Below are 24,037 nucleotides of genomic sequence, written 5' to 3'. Positions count from 1 at the left end.
GGCTTGATGAAATTGAGATATCGCGAAATATTGCGAGTGGTAAGTTTGTGCTCTTGACAGCGGACGGCTAATGGGTGACCCACGTTTAGCACACAATCCTACTTATCAGAATGAGTAGGGGATTGGAGTGATCGACGTGGCATTACTAGGCATTATTCGACGCTGGCACATTCGCGACCAGGTCCCCCTAAGAGAGATCGCCAGGCGTCTTGGCATTTCCAGAAACACCGTCCGACGCTATCTGCGTACGGAAATTACAGAGCCGTCCTACGCGGAGCGGCGTTCGCCCAGTGCAATAGACAAATATGCGTTCCAGCTGTCGGCTTTGCTTAAGACCGAGGCGGCCAAATCACGCAAGCAACGGCGCACATTGAAACAGATTCATGAAGACTTGAAGGAATTGGGTTTCGCGGGATCTTATGACAGGGTCGCAGCTTTCGCGAGGGTATGGCGGGCGGGTCAAACTGACCGGGTCAACTCGGCAAGCAAACGAACAGCCCAGGCACCGAATGTCTCAGTATCTTTCACACGAGCTTTATCCCGCGCTTTCTCCTTAGCCGGCGACTTGCCAGCGGCGATCATCTTTCTTGCCTCGCCCAACTGCTCTCGCGCTTCTGCAAGCGTGATACCACCTGAACCGTAGCGTCCGAAAGTCAGTGTTTCCTGCCGTCCGTTAATTGAGTAGTTGTAACGAAACGAGATCGATCCTGCCGGATCACTGCCACATACAGGCCATCACGGTCATTAACTTTGTAGAGTTTTTCCTGTGGCTTCAAATTTCGGAGCTTGGTATCGGTCAACATGGCATTAGTCCCTTTTGCGTTAAAAATACCATGATAAAAAAGCCCAACTTTTTTCGATAAATTCTCTTTTAAATCAATTGATTAGAGTTTTTCGATACCATGCAAATGAGAAAACACACAGCATGGTATTGGCCTTACACCATGGTATCGGCGGAAATAATACCATTAGTAATACCATCCAAAATAGATACTTGGGTATACATTGACATGCTAACCAGTGCCGGACCAGAAAACAAAAAAGCCCGCATTTATGCGGGCTTTGGAGCATTTTCTGCTTTTGTATACTAGCGAGTGCTAGACGTCAGATCATTCCACTCCATCATCAATAGGCCTCCCAAACCCGCGTGGTTAAAGGGATTGGTTATGATCGACATGAGGTCTTACCGTCGCTTTTACCGTCAAAGGCGCGCATCTTTTGCTGGTGTGGGAGATGGGACCGTTTGCGCGATAGCGACCTTGGCAACAACATTGTCAATCAAAGTCTAGGATAGCTGAAATCTGCCCCGCCAACAGCAAGCATTGATAAGTAGGAGAAGGCGCTATTGCACCTGTCTTGTCTCATTTGATGCCACACCCACAAAACGTCATCTGATCTATCTCGCACTCCCCCCAAGCGCGAGTATGGTGTTATTCAGCCGACGCAACAGCTCATCGTAGGTAATGATGTCCATGATGTTGGCGTACTTGCGCTTGATCACTTCGAAATCTAGGAGCTGACCTCCGCTCATTCCCGTACCACCGATCTCATCACGGCCGACGATGATAGTGGCCTTGGGATTGGATATGCGGATCTTCATGCCCTCCGGCAGTTCGTTAGCATATTTTTCCGTCAACGTCAGTTCACCTTTGATGCCCCATTTCGAAAGATGGAAGAGGTATTTCTCGGCTTGCATGATGCTACCGCTTAGCTCCGCAGTAGGAATACTGTTGCCTCGATACTGGCCCCTTCGAAGGATCTTATCCTCGAAGGGTTTCTTTACCTCAATTACATCAAGATTTCCATTTGCATCGATGAGAGCTATGTCAATGTAGCGGTTGGTCTTCTTATTAGGATCGCTGTAATAATCGTGGATAGTAACGTTCTCAAGAATCTTAATGTACTTCGGGAACAGCAGAAGCAGGAAAGACATCATGAGCGACTGCCATTCGCGCTCCGAGATATCTAGCTTCGTCTCTAAGGCATCAACTATCAGATTTCTGATCACGATGTACTTCTCAATCTCCATTTTCTTGAGTTCTTCGAGATCGAATGTTGGGCCAGTCTTGCCGGCCAATTTTTTGTTAAGGTAGCTTTCGTAGCGGCCCCGAGCATCCTTCATGCCGTCCATATACAGTGACAGAACCGTCGTCACACGAGCGTCCGCGTAGCGGTCCAGCTCGTACGTATTCGGAAACTTGGCCTGCAGTTCCTTGAAAACATCCTTCGGAATGGCGTCGTTTCGAGAGCCGCCGACGATGATCGAATTCGAATGATTCAAGAGGCTCGCGAGCCGGCCGAATATGGAGACATTTCGCTCCGCGGCGAAAAGCGTCCTCTTGAATTCCGATTCAGTCTCAATCAGTACGTCGTTGTCAATTCCAAGCTTGCTACCGGCTATCCTGACGTAATCATTTTCATAAGTACCGAAACGAAACCGATAGGTAAACTCATTAATGCTGGAATTAGACTTCGGCGGTTTATTAATCAGATCTGCGGTTTCGAAATAAAAAACGCTAGAGATAATTACCTGCCCCTTAGTCTTCAGATCTTCGCGAACCCAAGCATTGCCGCCACGGTCGGCTTGATACTCGAAAATGAGACCTTTATCTGTGCGCACGAACTTAATCATCTTCCCTCTCGGAGTTATTCGTTAACCCTAATTGTTAGCTTGAACGGTCGTCAAGCGAATTAGCTCTGGTCAAGTATTAGGAGCTCAAACGCCAATCGTGAATCGCATAGCCCCACGATGACGGTCCATGTCGGAGCATGATTCACGAACAATTGAACGAAGCTTTCGGGTAGCAGGTTTTTAAACGAGAACTCCGCAAGACGGGACTTTTCGTCTATGCACTCATTTTTGACAGGTAAGCACCCAGAGCGGCAGCGAAGCCAACGATAAGCTCAGCATCTTCATTTGAACATTCTTTGCCTTCACTCAAATGTCTGCCATGGTTCGAGGTGAAGCCCCAAATGCTCTCAATTGCCTTGTCCAGCGGCGGCCCGATACGGATTCTGTTCGCCTTCACCCAATCGCCAAGGGTGAGATTGTGCTGATTCGTTATGTCCCTAGCAACACACTCCAGCGAAGCCATAGCGTGCTGCACCGCTCCAGTCGTATCAGGAACGGGACGACGCGACAGATCCATGATTGCCTCATGAAGCTCACGGGAAGCCGTCATATGTCCCCGGGCCCGTTCTGTTGCATGAGCATCGGCTATCACTCTGTCAAAGCCATCATCGCCACGATAGACGACTTGCCCTAAACTATCGAGTTGCCAACCGATACCGTTCGTGAAAAAGTAGCGATTGACTTCCTGAATGAACCTATCCTGCTCGATAAAGTGAAGCTTCGCGACATCTTCTATGAAGTCATAGACTCGATACCACTGGGCCTCTTCGAAGAGCATGCGAGACTCGCGCTCGACATTACCTTCGCTCCAGTTCTGAGGATCTGGCCGCTTCTGGAGAAGACGGCACAACATTTCCCGCAGCTGGTCGGGCTTCACTCGACACTCCAGCGCGATATTGATGACCACTGCCCGAAGCTCTTCAGAAGCTTCGAGTCTCGCGACGATAGGAGCGGCGTGCACATGTGCAAAACCGTTTCTCTCAGAAAATCTCATGGTTTCCCAACGCTAGAAGACAGTAAATAAGGAAGACACCAAGTGCGACTTCCAGTTAGAAGCAGTTGCCTCTTCAATAGCTCCAATCCTCGTACCTCACAGGCAACTGGTTCAGTTCACGTCGCCGTTCCTCCCACTCTGGCAGGAAAGTCCGCATAAGAGCCTTAAATCGTTCATTGTGGGTCGGCTCCAGCAAATGCACGAGTTCATGCACTACGATGTACTCCAGGCATCCGGGTGGCTTCTTGGCCAGCTCCGTGTTGAGGCGTATCGATCGGCGCGCCGGCGAACAACTTCCCCACTTCGTCTTCATATGTTGGACATGGACACGGGGCACATCTAATCCGAGCGTACTACTCCATTCGGCTATGAACTCGGTTGCACGCGTTCTAACTTGATCACGATACCAACGAGCGAGCAAAGCATCCTTGGCAACGGCATCGGCGTTCGGCCGTATGGCGAGCACCAACGTTCGATGACGAAGCTCGACTGATGGGGCGGCATCCACCTCGACCAGCTTCAACAGATAGCGACGCCCCCAAACGTAGTGGCTCTCTCGCTCCAGATATTCGCGCGTGGCCTCGCGCTCCTGACCAGTCATTTTTTCGCGCTGGGTCTTGATCCACGCGAGCTTGGACAAGGCGAAAACGCGGACGGTGTCGAGCTCCATGTGTCGTGGCGCAGAGATACGCACCCGCCCTTTAGGCGGCAACACAGTCAAGTGCACATTGCGGATGTCCTTGAACACCACGTCCGCCTCGATAGCCCCCAGGGTGATGCGGGACGGCATCAGTACTCACTCTGGGCTTTGATGATCAGGAAGATGCCCTCGACCTGCTCAGCATCCAGCAGCAACGCAAACAGCGCTGCCTTGATCGTATTCTCCTTGGCGGGATTTCCTCTCCATCCATCAGGTCGCACCGTCTTGACGGTCTGATCGATGTGCAATGCCAGCGCCAACACGGGATTAGAGGTCCCGGCTCCGTAGGGCGCCGCCGTCTCGGCCACATGATGCACCGGCCTGGCCGCCAGCCAAGGTTGCAGGTTGTTGTACAACGCCCGCCGCCCCGGCGTCGTCAGTTCGATGGGCGCGTCTTCCTCCCTACCCGCCTCCACTTGCTGTACCAGCTGTGCAATGCGCTGAAGGTACTGCTCGTATTCCTCAGCACGCTCCTTGCGCTGCTTGATAATGCTGCCGAGCAGAGCAGACATACGTTCGTAGAACGCCGGATCATTCAGGTGCTCTTTGACAATCTTGCTACGCACGTTGTTCTCGATCGTCTCGGCAATCGCATCGCGGTTGCCATCCAGTTCGCCCAGCTTGGCGGCAATGGCGTCAGCGATCCCGGTTTTCACGATCAGGTCTAACAGGCCCACGCCTTCGAATGGTGAAATCTGCCGCGGCTCCTCAGCCTCGATGTACGTGTCAATCAGGTGCCGCATGTCAGCCTCATAGGGCTTTAGATCCAGCGTCTCGCCACTGGCCTTACGCACGATCTCGCGCAACTTCACGTAGTGGTCCAGTACTCCGCGCAGACGAACACCATCGGCATCGGAATAGCCGGCGGCCTCTAATTCATCGGACACGTTCGCCCAGGCGCGCAGCAGCGCTACCACGCCCTTGTAGATCATCACTCGCTGTGGTTCGTGCGCGGCTAGGTCGGCGGCAATCTCGGTATTACCGCAAAAATAGCGGATGTGTTCCAGTTCCCCCCGCGGCGCCACTACCGGCTCGCACAACAGGGCCAAGGCTTCCACCGCGTCGTCCAGTCGCTTGCGACCGGTATCCAGTCGGGACTTCATCATCACCTCGGGATCGGCACCGCCAGAACTGTCGTCCAGTTCCGAGGTGTAGACGGCGATGGCCTTCTCGACCTTCTTGAACAAGTCCTTGTAGTCCACGATGTAGCCGAACTCCTTATCTTCACCATCCAACCGGTTGGTACGACAGATGGCCTGGAACAGACCATGGTCCTGCATGGACTTGTCGATGTAGAGATAACTGCACGGTGGCGCGTCGAAGCCGGTGAGCAGCTTGTCCACCACCACCAGCAACTTCATGTTTGCCGGCTCCTTGGAGAATAGGGCCTTGGCCCATTCTTCGTAGGTCTCAGTGGCGCTCATACCGGGTTTGGCCTCAACGCCCTTCAACAGTTCGGTATAGGTGTTGAAAATGAACTGCTTGTCACTTTCGGTGTTGGCACCCACTTCTTCGGTGGTCACATCCTTGGCAAGCGGGTTGTACGAGGTGACGATAGCGCATTTGCCCCTGAATCCTGTGCCGGTCGCATTGAACAGCGTGAAATATTTACAAGCCTCGTAGATACTCGAAGCTACCAAGATGGCGTTGCCACGCCCGCTCGACAGCCGGGGCTTTCCGAACTTGGTAACGCTGAAGTCGAACTTGATGTCGTCAACTACGCGCTGCATACGCGAGCGCGAGCTCAGCACCTGCTGCATCGTTCCCCACTTGGCTTTGAGCTCGTTCTTCTGCCAGGGATTCAGGTCTTCAGTTGCTGCTTCAAACCAGGCGTCAATCTTCGCGGGCGACCCCAGCCGCTGATCTATGTCGCGCGCCTCGTACACCAGATCGAGCACCACTTCGTCTTCCACCGCCTCGCTGAATTTATAGGTGTGAATGTAGCCACCAAACACTTCCAGGCTGGACTGCTTGTCAGCCTTGAGAAGCGGTGTGCCGGTGAAGCCGATGAACACCGCCTCGGGCATCAGTGCCTTCATCACTCGGTGCAGCCGACCGCTCTGGGTACGATGGCATTCGTCCACGAACACGAACAGCTCGCCGACCGCCGCTGCGGGCTGTGCCTCCAGTTCCTGGATGAAGGCCTCGAACTCACGCTTGTCACGCCCGCGAGCCTCCATACCGAACTTATGTACCAGCGAACACAGCAGGCGCGGCGCGGGTTGCGCCAGCTGCGTCATCAGGTCGCGTCCGCTACGACTGCGGTGCAGCTTCTCGCCAGCATCGGTGAACACTCGCTGGATCTGCTTGTCCAGTTCGTCCCGGTCGGTGACGATCACTACTCGCGCCTGCGGCCGGTACTCCAGAATCCAACGCGCCAGCAACACCATTACGATGCTCTTGCCGCTGCCTTGTGTGTGCCAGAGGATGCCGCCCTTGCGTTCCCGCACATGCGCTTGCGCCGCCTTGATTCCGAAGTACTGGTGAACGCGCGGCAGTTTCTTTCGACCAGCGTCGAACAGCACAAAGTCGTGCATCAGCTCGAGCAACCGCGCCTTGCCGCACAGCTTCAACAGGTACTTGTCCAGCTTGAAGCGGCTGTCGTCGGCTTCGTCTTCCTTCCACTTCAGGAACATCTTCTCCGGTGTGTCTACTGTGCCGTAACGCAAGCCTTCGGAATCATTGCCCGCAAAAACAAACTGGACCGTGCTAAAGAACGCTTCATGGAACATCGGCTGCTGGTTCGACAGGCACTGGCGGATGCCGTCACCCACCGACACGCGGCTGTTCTTCAGCTCGACCACACCGATTGCGATGCCGTTGACGTACAGAACCAAATCGGGCCGGCGCGTGCGGTCGCCCTTGAGCGTCACTTCCTCGGCGATGGCAAAGTCGTTCGCTTCCGGGTGTTCCCAGTCAATCAGTTGCACCGTCTCGGTCCGCGTACCGGTGGCGGTCTTGACCGCCACTCCGTAGCGCAGTAAGCCGTACACTGCCTGATTGTTCGCATACAGCGTGCGATGGTGGTTACCAGCCTCGGTGTACAGGCGCAGCAGCGCGGCGCTGATCTGTGCCGGCGTTGCACCGCGTCTCTGCAGCCAAGGCGAAAGCAGGCTTTCCTCGATGCTGGCGTTGCCTTCGCGGTCCGACCAGTCACCAAGGTAGCGCCAGCCCAGCTCATCCCGAAACAACGTCACCACACGGTTCTGCGTAGTACGTTCCGCTTGTCCAATCGATGCCATGGCTGCACTCCTATTTTGGTAACGTCTGGGGTCAACCGTTGAACAACGCTTGGCACTCAGTGATGGCACGGGCGATGTGCTCGTCTGAAAACAATGCGCGCGATAGCTTGGGTACCCATTCCGGATGCGCAGCGATGACGCTCTTAATGCCTGCCACGTCGACCGGCTCGCGTGACGCTGCTATGTCTACCATCGCCATGTCCACCGTCGCCAGCAATTCCAGGTCGTCGGTCTTGCGATAGTGGAACTGCTCTAACCACTCCAACGCGGCTGTGCCGTACCATTGCTCGAAGTAGCGCTGTGCCTGCTCGATCTTGTCACCTGCGACAAAGCCCTCGTACTTGTCGTTGCGCAGCGCCTGCACGTAACCGTTCTTCAGCGCAATTGCCTCCGGCCCCTTGTACTTGGTGTTCGGGTCGTAGGGGCCGGCGGCTTTCTTCAGGTAGCCCTCGGCGCGGCCTTCTGCGTGGCGATGCAGCAGATACATCAGTTTCACACGGCGCTTGCGAGGCAGCGGAAATTTCTCATTACCAAAGCGTTGGGCCAGTACGCCTATGACCACGGCTTCGTTGATCTGCCAGTTGTGGGCGGACTGGGATGATGGGGGATTAACTGCGGCAGACTTGATCAGCAGCGGGATAACGTTGGAAGAGACTTGCGGCAGACGAATGCGACCGGTCAGCAGCTCTTGCATCATCCCTTGCTTGATATGCTGCACTTTCTCGAGCCGAGCCTCGACATCATCGATCTCAGCATCTATGTCGGAAAGTACATTAGCAATCGCCTGCTGCTCATCTTGCTCCGGGTGATCAATTTCCATCGACTCAATGACCTTAGCGCTTAGGCTAGGCACGCCGGACGCCTCATTATGGCGCATCCAGTCAATCAAACAAAATCTGTAGAACAAGAACTTTGCGACGTTTGGATGATGAACCTCCGTATAGAACAATGTATCTACGGACCAGAAAGGAGTTTCCATGTATTGCGGCTTATCGATCGTTCCTTTTCGACCGATCAGCACCGAAGGCTTGTCATATAAAGATTGACTCGCCCAGCCAATTTGGCCACCTGAAGCCAGTATCGGGTACTCACCGGATTCAAATTCGACTAATTTCTGACTGCGTCCATGTCGAACCGACAGAAGGTTACCGAGGGCTCCCCGCTTCCAGGGAGTTTGGAACCCTGGCAGGCGCTTCTTGCCTGTAAGCAGTTCCTGCATAGCGCCTTGTTTGAGCTGTCGCTTCTTGGTCAGAAGTAGCGACAGGGATTCGATTAGGACATCCGTATCAGAGAACGCTTGGGCTATGGCTTGCTGCTCATCGAGGGTCGGCGGTAGCGGAAACTTGAGTTCACCGATCAATCCTGTGTTCAAGTTCGGTTGTCCGTTTCCGGTAGCAACCACCTCCCGGAGCATCTTTGTCTGAGTATTGATAAAATGCGCCAAGTACTCAGGGCAAATATTCTTGTCGATGCGCAATAGAGCGGCAATGCCGTCATTCGCGCAGCACTTTATGCCAAGAATCTTCGCAATACCAAGCGTAGCCCCGCTGTTCGCAATGATCAGCGTGCCAGGCTGAAGCGTGCGACTGTAGTTCGCTCCTTCCTCGGTAAGTGAAGTTGCGGTCTCGGCGATAACAAGCTGCGATTGAGGCACATTCGTCAATGAGGCCACGGTCAGCCACGGTACAAAATCTCCGTTGAAAAACCGTAGATCACCGGCGGGTCGGGGAGAGCCGCCCCTTACCGGGTCACTTATCTCCTTGGCAGGCTTAACTGCCCAATCGACCGGAATCACTCCAACCTCAGTCTGCTTGAAGCCCATCGATACGTTGTGGGCTGCGTTGGGCTCTCTCACTTCCATGCGAACCCCATGTTCTCCAGATGCCGGCTCACTTGCGCTTCCAGTTCCGCCACTCGCTCATTTAGCTGCGGCAATGGCGCTTCATACCGCTCCCCCAGCTCCTTCACCCGCGCCGTCAGCTGCTGGCTCAACCGATCCATCTCGCCATGCACAGCTGCGTCCAACGTGGCGAGCCATTTATCATCAACTACTAGCGCCTGCACTTCCGCTTCGCTGAGCTTGGGATATTGGGCATAGGCCGCCGCATCCAGTGCGGCATCGGTCTCCTTCACCCGTTTCTTCAGCGCCGACTCTTCGGCAGCCAGCTTCAGCCAGCCCAACAGCACGCGCAGCTCTTCACTGATGGCGTCGTCGGGTTCGTTGGCCGCTGTGACGCCACGTTTTCCGCGCTTGGCCGCCTTGATTTCGACCTTCAGTTCGTCTTCGATTTCACGCAGGCGATCCTTCACCGCCACAGCGTTGATCTTGTCGAATCCGCCAAAGGCCGCGTCCTCGACGCTGTGTTCTTCTTCCAGTTCAGCGAGTTTGGCACTTACACCCTCCAGTTCAGCTTGAAGGGCATCGAGCGCAACCTGCTCCTTGGCGAAATAACGCGCCACGACCAGCGGCTTGGGCACCAAGTCGCAGGCCCAGCCCTTGTCCTTCTGCTGCCCCTTCTTGTCGGTCTCTATAACGCGGTAGGTTTGGGCTTTCCAGCCGTCGGCGGCAATAAGGTAGCAGTCGTCCTGCATCGTCTGCGCCCAATAATCCATCAAATGCTGGTAGACGGCATAGGCATCGATCAGCGGCTGGCCCTGGTAGTGCGCGAGCAAGCTTTCTGAGAGTTCGGTGATCACTTGTTTTGGCTTGCAGCCGGAGCGCAGTGTCTTGAGCGTTTTTGCCTGTTTTTTTCGCCACGAGGCGAAGTGCACATTCATCTTCGCAATGAAGTTAACGAATTCGGGATGATTATGGATGGTGGACTTGATGGCTATCTTGTCCACGGCCAGATCCAGATAGCCGGGGCGGTTAGGCTTGAACAAGGCACACTCTAGCTGCGGACAAACGGCCCAGTAGCGACTAACTAGACTATTAGGCGCAGTCACATCGGCCTCGGGAATGCCGCCGCGCAGGTGGCCTTCGATGTCCTGTCGGTCTTCGGGTACTTGGCTATCGATGTAGCGTGACAGATTAAGGTTGTGTTCGTTCTTCTCGATCTCTTCCAGACTGACCTGGCGGGCATAGCGCGGTACGGCCTGGCGACGCTGGAAGGCATCGACAATGCGATGTAGGTCGCGTTCGCGCAGGCGGTTCTTGGGACCGTCCTTCATGAAGCCCTGATTGGCGTCTATCATGAAGATGCCTGTACCTGCGGCTACGCGCTTAGCAGCGCGCGACTTGTCGATGACGACAATACATGCAGGAATGCCGGTGCCATAGAACAGGTTGGCCGGCAGACCGATGACGGCCTCGATGTAGCCCTTACGGATCAATGCGCGACGGATATCGGCCTCGGCATTGCCACGAAACAGCACGCCGTGCGGCAGGATGCAGGCACCCCGGCCGGTACTCTTGAGCGAGCGCACGATGTGCAGCAGGTAGGCGTAGTCGCCCTGCTTAGTGGGCGGCACGCCGAAGGCGTCGAAGCGCTGCCATACGTCGTGCAGCGGGTCAATGCCAGTGCTCCAGCGCTTATCTGAGAATGGCGGATTGGCCACTACGTAGTCGAAGACCTTGAGGCTCTCGTTGCCCGCCTTGCCTTCACGGAATTTGGGGTCAGCCAACGTGTTGCCCTGCTCGATCTCTGCCGTAGGGTTGTCGTGCAGGATCATATTCATGCGCGCCAAGCCGCTGGTGGCGGAGTCCTTCTCCTGACCGTAGAGTGCGAGCTTGCTGTGCGCCGCATCAGCCACCTTGAGCAGCAACGAGCCCGAGCCGCAGGTCGGATCGTACACAGTCGTTTCGTGACTTGTCTTGGCATCGCCAATCGCCAACACGTCGGCAATCACACGACTGACTTCAGCCGGTGTGTAGAACTGGCCCTTGCTCTTGCCACTCTCGGTGGCGAAATGCTGCATCAGGTATTCGTAAGCATCCCCGAGAATATCGTCGCCGTCGGCACGGTTCTTCGAGAAGTCCAGTGCCTTGCTCTCGAAGATGGCCACTAGATCGGTGAGCCTGCCCACCAACTCCTTGCCGGTGCCGAGCTTTGTGGCGTCGTTGAAGTCCGGGAAGTCGGACAGGGAAAGCTGCGCATTGGCCGCTACCAGCGGCGCAATGATCTTCTTGTTGATTTGATCGCCGATGTCCGTCTTGCCCTTGAGCTTCACCATGTCAGTAAAACTGGCACCCGGCGGTATGGTGAGCGGCTGGAAAGGCTTGCCAGCGTACTTGTCGCTAACATACTTTATGAACAACAATACGAGTACGTAGTCTTTGTACTGGCTGGCGTCCATGCCGCCGCGCAGAGCGTCACAGCTCTGCCATAGCGATGAGTACAGTTCAGATTTCTTAAGAGCCATTAATTCTTTCCACAGCAGAAGATGAGCACCAATGCGACACTCTTTCGGCATTAGTTCTCGACTTGGCATGCCACGCATGCCAAAACATATTCATTTAGGGAGCTCCACGTTCGACTCTCGCGAAAGCCTGTCGCTACCACTCCCTTTATGGCAAAGGCGCATCTTGGATTACGCTCTCCATCCTGGCCACTTCCACACCCGACAGACCACAGCGTTGTGCGACATCCCGCCAGCCCGCCATGGCATCGCGCAACTCCTGCAGTATGGCTAGGGCCTGCACCTTACTCAAACGATAAAGCTCGGATGTCTCCATCGCTAGGGCAATATCGGGTACAGCACTCCGCTCATCCACCGCGAGCGCATGCTCTTGCTTAGTCAGGCTGGGATTCATGTCGAATGCCGGCGCAAGCCTCCAGCCTGACTCTTCGCGGATGAACCCATGATTGCGCAGGTGGTCGTCACGGTTACCGACCAGGATATTGAACAGCACCCGGCGAAACAGTTGGGCCAAGTCATCAGCCACATGACCGCGCGCGCCTTGGTCGCTGATGAATTCGGCCAGATCCAGATAACTGGCACCTTCCTGGCCATCACGCCGTTCCAGCAGGGTCATGGCCGAGGCGTACATGCGCCGCCCCCCATCCAAGCGATCGAACCGGCTGACGCAAAAGGTGCGATATCTGTCGCTCAATGCCTCCATGCGCGCGAGCGGTACCTGAATGCCGGCACGCTGCGCCAGTTCATGCACTACGAACTCCCAGGCGCCGACGTCATAGCGGTCATCGCGTGCCGGGAACTTGGCAATCCACAGTCCCCCTTCGATATCGGTGAAGTTGGCCTTGGGCCGTGCTCCGCCCAGCGAAGAGCCTGGCGCCACCAGCATTGCAAGCCAGCGCTCGTATTCCGGCAGATTCTCTACTCCAGGTTCTTCGACCCGCTGACTGATGTAGGCCAGTTCTCGCAGATCTGTCACAGGCGGCGCTGCATATGCGCTGTCGTCAAGAAACGGTCCTCCTTGAACGTTCCGGAAGCGCAACGCGCCCATGCGGGTCTGGTCGTACACGCCCAGCAGAAAATCGATCTCCCGCAGATTGCGCATCCGACGTTCTTCCCGACTCGCTGCAGCCGCTTCGCGGCGCTCCATCAGCACCCTGCCCCAGCGATCCGGCGCCGAGTCCATGAACACCCCGAAAGCGGGAAAATCGGCCGGTGGGTGCTGCTCGCCTCGCCACAATTCCAGACGCGGGTCCAGCATGAAGGCCAAGCCCGAATTCAGCCAACCCTCGTCGTACGCGAAGGACGCGGCCAGATCAGTGCGCATGTCATGCCGATACAACGTACCGACACGATGCATGCCGCCCAGCTCCGGCGCATCGAGATGGACTTCCCAGGTTTGTCGTTTGTCCTGTGTCACGACATCAACTCCCTTTGCCACTTGCAGCATCCCGCTTGCGAGCACCTGTAAGCGCAAGGTCCTGTAACTTGCGACCCAGCTCATCATCCGCGGCCAATTGGTCAATATCTTTGTCCAGACCCAGCACCCGTAGCGCTCGCAGGTAGGTTCCGATGGCAATGGTCGAATCTCCCTTCTCCATCCGCCGCAACGTCTCTCGCGATATCCCAACCCGCTCGGCAAACAATTCTGTCTGCAACCCCCGGCGTGCACGGGCTAACCGCAGCCGCTCGCCGAGCGCGGCTAGCTGCTTAAGAACCGAAGGAAAGATGGGAAGCGTAGATTTAGACATGACACATATATTAGTCGAATCAGGCTATTTTGCCTATTTTATATGTAATTTTGATCGGAAAAATTTATTCCAACGGCAAAATTCACACATATATTGGGCAATTTATCCAAAAAAGACCAATTTATATGTCACACCTTTCATGTCTGTCGCTATCCGGCAGCAGCTTCGGCACATAAACCTGCTTCACAATCCAGGCGTCCACCATGTCTGCCCACTCCTGCAACATATGGCGCCGCTGCTCAGCGTACTCGGCCTTGTTGTAGATCGACCGCGAAGAACGCCCCTCCTCGTGAGCCAAGCACTTTTCAATCCAGTCGCGGTTGAAGCCGGCTTCATTCAAGAGTGTTGAACCAGTGCGGCGTAGGTCGTGGACAGTGAACGGCCCCAACGGTACGCCCGCTGTCTTGGCTCGTTCTACAACAATTTGCGTGACCCTGTTCAGAGTTGCACGTGACATGCATCGATCAGCATCGTAACGCGACGGCAGCACGAACTTAGATCCTGCGGCACAAGTGCGCAGTGCCATGAAGATGTCTAGCGCTTGTCGCGACAGATAGATCACATGAGGCTTACGCCCCTTCATACGCTGTTTTGGAATCGTCCAGATCGCATTCTCAAAATTAATCTCGTCCCAAGTCGCCTCTATCAGTTCGCTCTTGCGCACCAGCGTCAGCAAGATCATGCGCAGCGCCAATCGAATGGTCGGATAGGTAGACACAGACTCCAGTTGCTTGGACATCAGATGAATTTCCAGCGGAGACAAGGCTCGATCCTTTGGCAAGAAAGTCGCAATGGAAGCCGCATCTACGCTGTCGGCGGGGTTTACTACTTTCTCTCCGTGCAAATTCGCGTAACCATAGATCTGCTTCACGATGTCGCGAATTTGAACGGCAGTTGCGGGAGCACCGCGTGCTTTCACGCGCATGCATAGTGCGCGCAGATCCTCACCGTGAATCTCACAAAGAAAACGTTTTTTGAAAGCGGGCAGGATGTCACGATCCAGTACGCTTTTTCGCATCGATCGCGTCGACTCAGCCATGGTGGCTCCATAAAGCCACCGGGTAGCATGATCGCTGAAAGTCTGAGTTTCGGGTCCACGAGCCTTCTCCCGCTGCTTCTGTAATGCTGGTGAAGTCCCCTCACCCAGGAGCCGTCTAGCATTCCGCAGCCTTTCACGAGCTTCGGCGAGTGAGATTCCACCGAAGCCATAGCGACCGATGGTCAGCGTTTCACGCCGGCCATTGATCCTGTAGTCGTACCTAAAGGAAATAGTGCCTTTCGGCGAAATGGCAGCATACATGCCATCGCGATCCGTGGCTTTGTACGGGGTCGCGCGAGGTTTGAGGTTACGCAAGGCAAAATCTGTGAGCATGGGATTGATCTCCTGATTGAGACGGCCGATTGCCGTCACCTATCACAAGACCCCCATATCCCTGCGAACCTGCATGGGGCTTAGCTAATGCGCATAAATATTACCGTCACAGACGGTATTGCTGTAGAAGCACGAAAAAGGTCCAACGGAAAGGCCTCATGCGCCCCGTCAGTTTTACCGTCAGATTCACCACCTTGGAAGCGGCATTAGAGCAAAAACCAATTCTCAATACCTTTAAAATCAACAACTTAGAGAAACCACATTCTCGTTAACTATTTTTGAGAGATTTTCTAAGTTATTGATTTATATGAGAAAAATCCTTCCCCTCACTCCCACTCGATAGTCGCAGGCGGTTTGCCTGAAATATCATAAACCACGCGATTGATCCCGCGTACTTCATTGATGATGCGATTGGACACCCGCCCCAGCAACTCGTGCGGCAAATGCGCCCAATGCGCAGTCATGAAATCCTGGGTCTGCACCGCACGCAAGGCCACCACGTATTCATAGGTACGGCCGTCGCCCATCACGCCGACCGACTTGACCGGCAGGAAAACCGCAAACGCCTGGCTGGTCTTGTCGTACCAGGTTTCGTCCTGGTCGTCCTTGGTGTTGCGCAGCTCTTCGATGAAGATGGCGTCGGCGCGGCGCAGCAGGTCGGCGAATTCTTTCTTGACTTCGCCCAGGATGCGCACGCCCAGGCCCGGGCCCGGGAACGGATGGCGGTACACCATCGCATGCGGCAAGCCAAGCGCGACGCCCAGCTTGCGTACTTCATCCTTGAACAGTTCGCGCAGCGGTTCCAGCAATTGCAGGTTCAGGGTTTCCGGCAGGCCGCCGACATTGTGGTGGCTCTTGATGGTGTGCGCGGCGTTCTTGCCCTTGCCCGCGCTTTCGATGACGTCCGGGTAGATCGTGCCTTGCGCCAGCCATTTTGCATTCTTCAGCTTGGCCGATTCGACCTGGAACACTTCGACGAATTCGCGGCCGATGATCTTGCGCTTGGCTTCCGGATCGGTAACGCCCGCCAGGTGGCCCATGAACTGCGCGGTGGCGTCGACATGGATCACCTTGACGCCGAGGTTCTGGGCGAACATCTCCATCACCATCTTGCCTTCGTCCAGGCGCAGCAGGCCGTGGTCGACGAAGACGCAGGTCAGCTGGTCGCCGATGGCACGGTGGATCAGTGCGGCGGCGACGCTGCTGTCGACGCCGCCGGACAGGCCCAGGATCACTTCGTCGCTACCGACCTGCTTGCGGATCGATTCGACCGCTTCGGCGATGTAGTCCGGCATGTTCCAGTCCGGCTTGCAGCCGCAGATATCGATCACAAAACGGGTCAGGATGGCTTCACCCTGCACCGTGTGGGTGACTTCAGGATGGAATTGCACTGCATAGAATCGGCGCTCGTCGTCCGCCATGCCGGCGATCGGGCAGTTGGGGGTCGAGGCCATCAGCTTGAAGCCGGGCGGCATGGCGTTGACCTTGTCGCCGTGGCTCATCCAGACCTTCAGCATCTCATGCGAATCCGGCGTCACGAAATCGCTGATGTCTTTCAGCAGCGCGGTATGGCCGCGCGCGCGCACTTCGGCGTAGCCGAATTCGCGCACCTTGCCCATCTCGACCTTGCCTCCCAGCTGCTCGGCCATGGTTTGCATGCCGTAGCAGATGCCGAATACCGGCACGCCCAGCTCGAACACCGCTTGCGGCGCGCGCGGCGTGTCGCCGTCGGTGACGCTATTCGGGCCGCCCGACAGGATCACGCCCGAAGCGCCGTAGTTGCGGACGAATTCGTCGGACACGTCGTAGGGATAAACCTCGGAAAATACACCAGCTTCGCGCACGCGCCGTGCGATCAGTTGGGTAACCTGGGAGCCGAAATCGAGGATGAGGATTTTTGAGTGCATGGTGGATGCCTGGTAGCTGATTTAGCAAAAAATGAGAATCTTTAAACTGCACGCGCCACCGGCGGTACTCCCGCAGGTGGCGCGTTCCTGGACTAGGTCAAGGTGCAAATCCAACTATCAGTCGGTGCGATAGTTAGGCGCTTCCTTGGTAATCTGGACGTCATGGACATGCGACTCGCGCATGCCGGCTGAAGTGATTTCCACGAACTCGGCCTTTTCGCGCAGTTCGTCGATAGTCGCACAGCCGCAGTAGCCCATGGAAGAACGCACGCCGCCGATCAGCTGGTACAGGATGGTCAGGACGCTGCCCTTGTACGGCACCCGGCCTTCAATGCCTTCCGGTACGAACTTGTCAGCCTTGTTGGCCGAGTCCTGGAAGTAGCGGTCGGCCGAACCATCCGACATCGCGCCCAGGCTGCCCATGCCGCGATACGACTTGTAGCTGCGGCCCTGGAACAGGATCACTTCGCCCGGCGCTTCTTCGGTACCGGCAAACATGCTGCCCATCATCACGGTCGATGCGCCGGCGGCCAGCGCCTTGGCGATGTCGCCCGAAAAACGGATGCCGCCGTCGGCGATGCATGGAATGCCTGTGCCCTTGAGCGCCTGCGCCACATTGGCGATGGCGGAAATCTGCGGCACGCCGACGCCAGCCACGATACGCGTGGTGCAGATCGAGCCAGGACCGATGCCGACCTTGACGCCGTCGGCGCCATGGTCAGCCAGCGCCTTGGCGGCGGCTGCGGTAGCGATATTGCCGCCGATGACTTCCACCTGCGGGAAATTCTGCTTGACCCATTTGACACGGTCCAGCACGCCCTTGGAGTGGCCGTGCGCGGTATCGACCACGATGACGTCGACGCCTGCCTTTACCAGCAGTTCGATGCGTTCTTCGTTATCGGCGCCGACGCCGACCGCGGCGCCAACCCGCAGCTTGCCCTGGCCATCCTTGGAAGCCAGCGGGTGCGACGTCGATTTCTGGATATCCTTGACCGTGATCAGGCCGCGCAGCTCGAAAGCGTCGTTGACCACCATCACGCGTTCCAGGCGGTGCTTGTTCATCAGGCGCTTGGCTTCCGACAGGTCGGCGCCGTCCTTGACGTAGACCAGCTTCTCGCGCGGCGTCATCTTGGCGCTGACTTCCGCATCCAGCTCTTCTTCAAAACGCAGGTCGCGGTTGGTGATGATGCCGACCAGGCGATTGCCGTCGACTACCGGGAAACCGCTGATGCCATGCTGTTCCGACAAGGCGATCACTTCACGGATGCGCATGTTCGGCGGAATCGTGATCGGGTCGCGCACCACGCCGGATTCGAAACGCTTGACCTTGGATACTTCGCGCGCCTGCTCCTGCGCAGTCAGGTTCTTGTGGATGATGCCGATGCCGCCCTCTTGCGCCATGGCGATCGCCAGGCGCGCTTCGGTCACGGTGTCCATCGCAGCCGACAGCAACGGAATGTTGATATCGATATTGCGGGTCAGGCGTGTTTTGAGGGTGGTGTCTTTGGGGAGGACGTCCGAATAAGCGGGGACTAACAGCACGTCATCGAACGTGAGTGCTTTCTGAAGTAGACGCATAGTTTTTCCTATAGGCGCAAAAGCGAATTATACAGAAAACCGGACAACTCGCCTAACGTTGCGCAATTTTAGCCACAACCGGGAGAATATTTCCACAAAGCACTATCGATCAATTGACACGGCTAGTGAAACATGGCGAAATCTGCGCTCAATCTACTTCTATCGCCTCAAGGAACAGCAATGAATGCAATCCGCCTGAAACACGCCTTTTCCGCCACCGCAGCGCTGGTCCTGCTCAGCTTCGCGACTTCCGCCCTGGCGCAATTCGTGTGGCTGGACGAAAAAGGCGTGAAACAGTATTCAGACTTGCCGCCGCCCTCCTCGGTGCCGAACAAGCGCATCCTGAAAACACCGGGCCAGAGCCTGCCGCGCGGCACTACGGAAGAAACCGGAACCGCCGCTGCCGCCGATGCCGGCGCCGACAGCAAGCCGGAAGCGAAAGCGCCGCCGACCATTGCTGAACAGAATGCCGCATTCCAGAAACGGAAGGCTGAGCAGGCTGAGAAGGCCAAGAAAGCCGAACAGGAAGCCAAACTGGCCTCCAACAAGGCCGAGAACTGCGCTCACGCCCGCGCCAACCAGCGCGCGCTGGATTCCGGCATGAGGATTACCCAGACCGACGCCAGCGGTCAGCGCACATACATGAACGATCAGCAGCGGGCGCAGCAAAACGCACAGAATCGAGAAGTCTTGAACGAATGCCAATAAGGATAAGGTAGGAAACCGCAACAGCCCGCGATTCAGCGGGCTTTTTTGTCAGCGCGCTTGCGGCGCGACTCCATCGGATCGGCAATCAGCGGACGGTAGATTTCAATCCGGTCCTGGTCGCGCAACACCGTATCCAGCGTCTTCAGCTTGCCGTAGATGCCGACCCGCCAGCAGCTGAGGTCGATTTCGCGCACTTCTTCCAGCAGGCCGCTGCGCTTGATGCCGTCGTGCAGCAGCGTCCCGGCGGGCACCGACAGCTGCTTCAGGGCCTGCACGCCGGGGCTGGCGTAGCAGACCTGTATCCGTATCAACGCCGCGCCGGACGCCTTCTCAACCATGGTGGCCATATACCGCGTCGGCGCGCTTGCAGAAGGAATCGACGAAACTGTTGGCGATCATGCTGAATACCGGGCCGATCAGCTTTTCCAGGATGCGGTTGGAGAATTCATAGTGCAGGTCGAATTCGATCTTGCAGGCGTCGGCCCGCAATGCCTTGAAGCTCCAGTTGCCGTCGAGGTGCTTGAAAGGTCCCTCCACCAGCCGCATCTGCATGTTGCTGGGCGGCGAGTTGGTGTTTTCGGTTGTAAACGATTGCTTGATACCGTGATAATGTATATTCAGGGTCGCCACCAGCTTGCCGGCATCGCGTTCACGCACGTCCACCCCGCCGCACCACGGCAGGAATTGCGGGTAGTCTTCGACCCGGTCGACCAGCGCAAACATCTGCTCAGCGCTATATCCCAAAAGAACCGTTTTATGCACTACTGCCATTGAATATCAACCGTTTGATAGAATCACAACTTGAAATTTTAACCGACCTGCGCGATTTTCCTAATACATGAGCATTATTGACAACAAAAAAGTCTTCCACGACTACTTCATCGAAGAGCGTTTCGAGGCCGGCATGGAGCTGCATGGCTGGGAAGTGAAGTCCATCCGCGCCGGACGCGCCAACCTGAAAGAATCCTACGTCATCATCCGCAATGGCGAAATCTACCTGTTCGGCGCCCACATCAGCGCCCTGCTCAGCGCCTCCAGCCACGTCCATCCGGAAGCCGTGCGCACCCGCAAGCTGCTGCTGCACGCCGAGGAAATCAGGAAACTGATCATCAAGGTCGAACGTTCCGGTTATACGCTGGTGCCGATCAACCTGCACTACCTGCGCGGCCGCATCAAGTGCGAAATCGGCCTGGCCAAGGGCAAAAAGCAGCACGACAAGCGCGACACCGAACGGCAGCGCGATGGTGAGCGGGAAGTCCAGGCTGCGATGAAACAGCACCGGCGTTGAAGCGACGCCAACAAAAAAGGCGGGCCGGCGGAACCTGAATTCCGCCGGCCCGCCTTTTTCTATTTGCCGATCAAGACTTGGTCTGGGATTTGACCACTTGCAAGGCAGTGGCGATCAAGCCGCTGATGTCGCCCAGGTTGGCCGGCACGATGATCGAGTTATTGGTCTTCGCCAGTTGCCCGAACGCCGCCACATATTGCTCGGCCACTTTCAGGTTCACGGCATCCGAACCGCCTGGCGACTGGATCGCCGCCGCAGTCTTGCGGATCGCTTCAGCGCTGGCTTCGGCGATCGACAGGATCGCTGCGGCCTGGCCCTGGGCACGGTTGATGGACGCCTGCTTTTCACCTTCGGACTTGGCAATCGACGCTTCGCGTTCACCGGTCGCAATATTGATCTGTTCCTGCTTGCGGCCTTCCGATGCGGCGATCAGCGCCCGCTTCTCACGTTCCGCGGTAATCTGCGCCTGCATCGCATGCAGGATTTCCTTGGGCGGCGTCAGGTCCTTGATTTCATAGCGCAGCACCTTCACGCCCCAGTTGGCGGCGGATTCGTCGATGGCGCTGACGATGGTGGTGTTGATGTGGTCGCGCTCTTCGAATGTCTTGTCCAGCTCCATCTTGCCGATGACCGAACGCAAGGTGGTCTGCGCCAGCTGCGTGATGGCGGCGATGTAGTTGGAAGAACCGTAGGATGCGCGCATCGCATCGGTAATCTGGAAGTACAGGATGCCGTCCACCTGCAATTGCGTATTGTCGCGCGTGATGCAGACCTGCGGCGGCACATCCAGCGGGATTTCCTTCAGGATGTGCTTGTAGGCGACGCGGTCGATGAACGGCACCACAATATTCAAACCCGGGCCCAGGGTCGCATGATATTTGCCCAGGCGCTCCACCACCCATGCATGCTGCTGCGGCACCACTTTGATCGTCTTGGCGATAAATATGATGACGATCACCAGCACGATTAACGAAACGCTTCCGAACATGATTTTTTTCCTTATGAATTGAAGAAGACAGAGTCATCCGCCGCGCTATGGCGGAAGTCGAGCTCGCTTAGTGCTGGTCGGGCCTGTCGCCGACAATCAGCCGGCTGCCGCGTACCTCGCGGATAAAAAACAGGCCGGCATCCGCATTTGCCGCCGGCGCCAGCTCCACATCCCACATCGCGCCCCGGTACTTGACGCGCGCCGTATATCCGCCGCCGGTGCCCGCATCCTGCTGCCATTGCCCGACCGTGATCGATTGCCCGATATCCAGGTTGACATTCGGATCGCGCTCCGCCAGGACCTTGGTGCGGCGGCCGAACTTGCTGCGCCGTAGAAAATACGTGGCGACCAGGGCCACCACGGCGGCAACCAGCAGCTGCCATTCCACGCCCCAGCCCAGCAGCGCAGCGACGCCGCCGACGGCCAGGCCAATCGCCACCATCAGCAAATACAAGGTCGTGGTGAACAATTCCGCCACCACCAGCAAACCAGCCGCCAATATCCACATCACCCATCCGGCCATATGACCCTCTCCGTTATGTAGAACACACAGTGTAATCCATCTGACAACTGAAGTTACAATAACTCACGCTTCATTTCGTTCATGCCGCCAAGCTGATGGCTGCCCGATCCAATGCTATGCTCCCCTCTTCCGCAGATTGCCCTGGGCCGACGCCGCCGTCAGCCATACATGAATACAAAATGAGCACGACCCATCTTATCCAGCAAGCATACAAGGATTTCCAGAATGGCAAAACCGGCCACGCCGAACGCTCGCTCAAGGAGATCCTGAAGGCTCAGCCGAAAAACTTCGATGCCCTGCATGTGCTCGGCGTCATCTGCGCCGCCACCGGGCAACGCCAGGAAGCGGCGCAACTGTTCGGGCAAGCGCTGGCCCTGGATGGCAAGAATGTATCGCTGCATTACAAGCTGGCCCGGGTGCAGTTTGAATCAGGCCAGTTCGATGCTGCCCTGCTCGCTTACGAACAGATCATTGCATTGGGCTATGTCAAACCCGAGATACTGCTGGCCAAGGCCGTGACCCTGCTCAGCCTGCAGCGCCGCCAGGAGGCGCTGGCCTGCATCGAACAGACGCTGGCCGCATGGCCGGACCATGCCGACGGCTGGGCGCACAAAGGCGCCCTGCTGTACCAACTGCGTCACCATGAGGATGCGTTGCTCCACTTTGAGCGCGCGCTGGCGCTGCAGCCCGCCATGGCCGACAGCTGGTACAAAAAGGGCCTGGCTCTGGACAAGCTGGAACGTTATCCCGATGCGCTTGCCAGCCTCGACCGCGCCATCGCGCTGGCGCCGAAAACCGCCGCCTACTGGCTGGACCGCGCGGTCATCCTGCACAAGCTGGAACGCTACGCCGAATCCCTGAGCGACAACGAAACCGGGCTGGCGCTGGCTCCCGGCAATGCCGAAGCCTGGGGCGACCACGGCCTGACCCTGAGCCGCATGAACCGTCACCAGCAAGCGCTCGACAGCTACCAGCGCGCCCTCAGCCTGCAGGCAGGTTATGCGGATGCACTGTCGAATCAATCGCTGTCGCAGCTGGTGCTGGGGCAGTTCGAAGCCGGCTGGCAGAGCTATGAGTATCGATGGAAGAAAGGCAATGCGGATGTCCAGCGCCATACCGGAATCCCGCTGTGGCTGGGCCAGCAGGCTGTCGGCGGTAAGCGCATCTTGCTGTGGTCGGAACAGGGCCTGGGCGACACGATCCAGTTTTGCCGCTACGCTATCCTGGTGGCGGCGCTGGGGGCCGAGGTAGTGCTGGAGGTAGACCCTGCGCTGAAAGCCGTCGCCCAGACCATGGGAAACTTCCAGGTGATCGCCATCGGCGAAGGGTTCGCGCCGGTCGATTTCCAGACGCCGCTGATGAGCCTGCCGCTGGTCTTCAAGACCGATCTGGCGACCATCCCGGCCCCCATCCCTTATTTCACGGCCGATGCCGGAAAAAAGGGCAGCTGGGCAAAACGCATGGACTCCACCAGCGGCAAACTGAAGATCGGCCTGGCCGGCTCAGGCAATGCCGGCAATACCAACGATCACAGGCGCTCCATGCCGCTGCAGGAATTTGCACCGCTGCTGCGGCTGGAGGGCGCGGATTTTTTCCTGGTGCAGAAGGACATCAGGGAATCGGATCGCGCATACCTGCAGCAGACACCCAAGCTGTGGCCGCTCGCCCAGGACATTGCAGGTTTCGACGATACCGCAGCGATCGTCGCCAGCCTGGACCTGGTGATCAGCGTCGACACCTCCGTCGCCCACCTCAGCGGCGCCCTCGGCGCGCCGGTCTGGATCCTCCTGCCCTGGGCGCCTGACTGGCGCTGGCTGCTGGATCGCGAGGACAGCCCGTGGTATCCGAGCGCAAGGCTGTTCCGGCAAGAACAAGCCGGCGACTGGCAAAGTCTGGTACTGCGCGTCGCCGAATCCCTGCATGCCTTGCTCGGCAAGCAGGCTGGCACCCAACCCTGAAAATAAAAACGCGAGCACAGGGCTCGCGTTTTTTATAACC

At 56.9% G+C, this 24,037-nt stretch carries 18 protein-coding genes and 2 pseudogenes; 4 read left to right on the top strand and 16 right to left on the bottom strand.

Annotation, left to right across the window (positions count from 1 at the left end; genetic code table 11):
- Positions 1-127: 127 nt before the first annotated feature.
- Positions 128-457 (top strand): annotated as a pseudogene (locus AC07RZ_RS04455) (helix-turn-helix domain-containing protein); the annotation flags it as partial.
- 26 nt (positions 458-483) lie between these two features.
- Here AC07RZ_RS04455 and AC07RZ_RS04450 read toward each other — a convergent pair.
- The 12 genes and pseudogenes from AC07RZ_RS04450 to guaB all read right to left on the bottom strand — a co-directional run.
- Positions 484-803 (bottom strand): annotated as a pseudogene (locus tag AC07RZ_RS04450) (Arm DNA-binding domain-containing protein); the annotation flags it as partial.
- A gap of 593 nt (positions 804-1,396) precedes the next feature.
- On the bottom strand, positions 1,397-2,632 hold the full coding sequence (locus tag AC07RZ_RS04445; protein ID WP_494667034.1) for a Shedu immune nuclease family protein: 1,236 nt from the start codon (positions 2,630-2,632) through the stop codon (positions 1,397-1,399).
- 214 nt (positions 2,633-2,846) lie between these two features.
- On the bottom strand, positions 2,847-3,626 hold the full coding sequence (locus tag AC07RZ_RS04440) for an AbiJ-NTD4 domain-containing protein (RefSeq protein WP_494667033.1): 780 nt from the start codon (positions 3,624-3,626) through the stop codon (positions 2,847-2,849).
- Positions 3,627-3,699: 73 nt separating this feature from the next.
- Entirely contained in the window at positions 3,700-4,419 is a 720-nt protein-coding gene (locus tag AC07RZ_RS04435; RefSeq protein ID WP_494667043.1) for a M48 family metallopeptidase, read from the bottom strand.
- The gene (locus tag AC07RZ_RS04430; RefSeq protein ID WP_494667032.1) at positions 4,416-7,568 is read right to left on the bottom strand and encodes a type I restriction endonuclease subunit R; all 3,153 of its coding nucleotides are present in this window, start codon (positions 7,566-7,568) and stop codon (positions 4,416-4,418) included. The genes AC07RZ_RS04435 and AC07RZ_RS04430 overlap by 4 nt, the downstream gene beginning before the upstream one ends.
- Positions 7,569-7,599: 31 nt before the next feature.
- Entirely contained in the window at positions 7,600-9,429 is a 1,830-nt protein-coding gene (locus tag AC07RZ_RS04425; RefSeq protein WP_494667031.1) for a restriction endonuclease subunit S, read from the bottom strand.
- The gene (locus AC07RZ_RS04420) at positions 9,420-11,930 is read right to left on the bottom strand and encodes a type I restriction-modification system subunit M (RefSeq protein ID WP_494667030.1); all 2,511 of its coding nucleotides are present in this window, start codon (positions 11,928-11,930) and stop codon (positions 9,420-9,422) included. The genes AC07RZ_RS04425 and AC07RZ_RS04420 overlap by 10 nt, the downstream gene beginning before the upstream one ends.
- 145 nt (positions 11,931-12,075) lie before the next feature.
- Positions 12,076-13,449, bottom strand: a complete 1,374-nt coding sequence (locus AC07RZ_RS04415) for a type II toxin-antitoxin system HipA family toxin (RefSeq protein ID WP_494667029.1) — start codon at positions 13,447-13,449, stop codon at positions 12,076-12,078.
- Entirely contained in the window at positions 13,349-13,675 is a 327-nt protein-coding gene (locus AC07RZ_RS04410) for a helix-turn-helix domain-containing protein (RefSeq protein WP_494667028.1), read from the bottom strand. Before AC07RZ_RS04410 ends, AC07RZ_RS04415 begins: the two co-directional genes overlap by 101 nt.
- 121 nt (positions 13,676-13,796) lie before the next feature.
- Positions 13,797-15,047: a tyrosine-type recombinase/integrase gene (locus AC07RZ_RS04405; protein WP_494667027.1), complete on the bottom strand. Its 1,251-nt coding sequence runs from the start codon at positions 15,045-15,047 to the stop codon at positions 13,797-13,799.
- A gap of 326 nt (positions 15,048-15,373) precedes the next feature.
- On the bottom strand, positions 15,374-16,954 hold the full coding sequence (gene guaA / locus AC07RZ_RS04400) for a glutamine-hydrolyzing GMP synthase (RefSeq protein ID WP_144738851.1): 1,581 nt from the start codon (positions 16,952-16,954) through the stop codon (positions 15,374-15,376).
- Positions 16,955-17,071: 117 nt separating this feature from the next.
- Positions 17,072-18,532, bottom strand: coding sequence for an IMP dehydrogenase (guaB, locus tag AC07RZ_RS04395; protein ID WP_092398563.1), 1,461 nt, complete (start codon positions 18,530-18,532; stop codon positions 17,072-17,074).
- A gap of 180 nt (positions 18,533-18,712) precedes the next feature.
- Here guaB and AC07RZ_RS04390 point away from each other — a divergent pair, with 180 nt between their 5' ends.
- Complete coding sequence (locus tag AC07RZ_RS04390; RefSeq protein WP_494667026.1) at positions 18,713-19,240, top strand: DUF4124 domain-containing protein; 528 nt, start codon at positions 18,713-18,715, stop codon at positions 19,238-19,240.
- A gap of 32 nt (positions 19,241-19,272) precedes the next feature.
- On the opposite strand, the gene AC07RZ_RS04385 is transcribed toward AC07RZ_RS04390, so the two are convergent.
- Entirely contained in the window at positions 19,273-19,587 is a 315-nt protein-coding gene (locus AC07RZ_RS04385; protein WP_494667025.1) for an RnfH family protein, read from the bottom strand.
- On the bottom strand, positions 19,571-20,011 hold the full coding sequence (locus AC07RZ_RS04380; protein WP_092396492.1) for a type II toxin-antitoxin system RatA family toxin: 441 nt from the start codon (positions 20,009-20,011) through the stop codon (positions 19,571-19,573). Before AC07RZ_RS04380 ends, AC07RZ_RS04385 begins: the two co-directional genes overlap by 17 nt.
- Positions 20,012-20,078: 67 nt before the next feature.
- Between AC07RZ_RS04380 and smpB the strand changes: the two genes are divergently transcribed.
- On the top strand, positions 20,079-20,528 hold the full coding sequence (smpB, locus tag AC07RZ_RS04375) for an SsrA-binding protein SmpB (RefSeq protein WP_092396490.1): 450 nt from the start codon (positions 20,079-20,081) through the stop codon (positions 20,526-20,528).
- A 70-nt stretch (positions 20,529-20,598) separates the two neighbouring features.
- Here the strand turns inward: smpB and AC07RZ_RS04370 are convergent, their stop codons facing one another.
- The gene (locus AC07RZ_RS04370; RefSeq protein WP_092396488.1) at positions 20,599-21,516 is read right to left on the bottom strand and encodes an SPFH domain-containing protein; all 918 of its coding nucleotides are present in this window, start codon (positions 21,514-21,516) and stop codon (positions 20,599-20,601) included.
- A gap of 67 nt (positions 21,517-21,583) precedes the next feature.
- Positions 21,584-22,039 (bottom strand): NfeD family protein, encoded by a 456-nt coding sequence (locus AC07RZ_RS04365; protein WP_494667024.1) that lies wholly within the window; start codon positions 22,037-22,039, stop codon positions 21,584-21,586.
- 179 nt (positions 22,040-22,218) lie between these two features.
- Between AC07RZ_RS04365 and AC07RZ_RS04360 the strand changes: the two genes are divergently transcribed.
- Positions 22,219-23,997, top strand: coding sequence for a tetratricopeptide repeat protein (locus tag AC07RZ_RS04360; RefSeq protein WP_494667023.1), 1,779 nt, complete (start codon positions 22,219-22,221; stop codon positions 23,995-23,997).
- Positions 23,998-24,037: the final 40 nt, after the last annotated feature.

This window comes from Collimonas sp. GW821-FHT07E08 (genome assembly GCF_059418905.1).
Note: the sequence above shows the minus strand (reverse complement) of the source record. Positions and strands in the feature narration are given on the sequence as shown.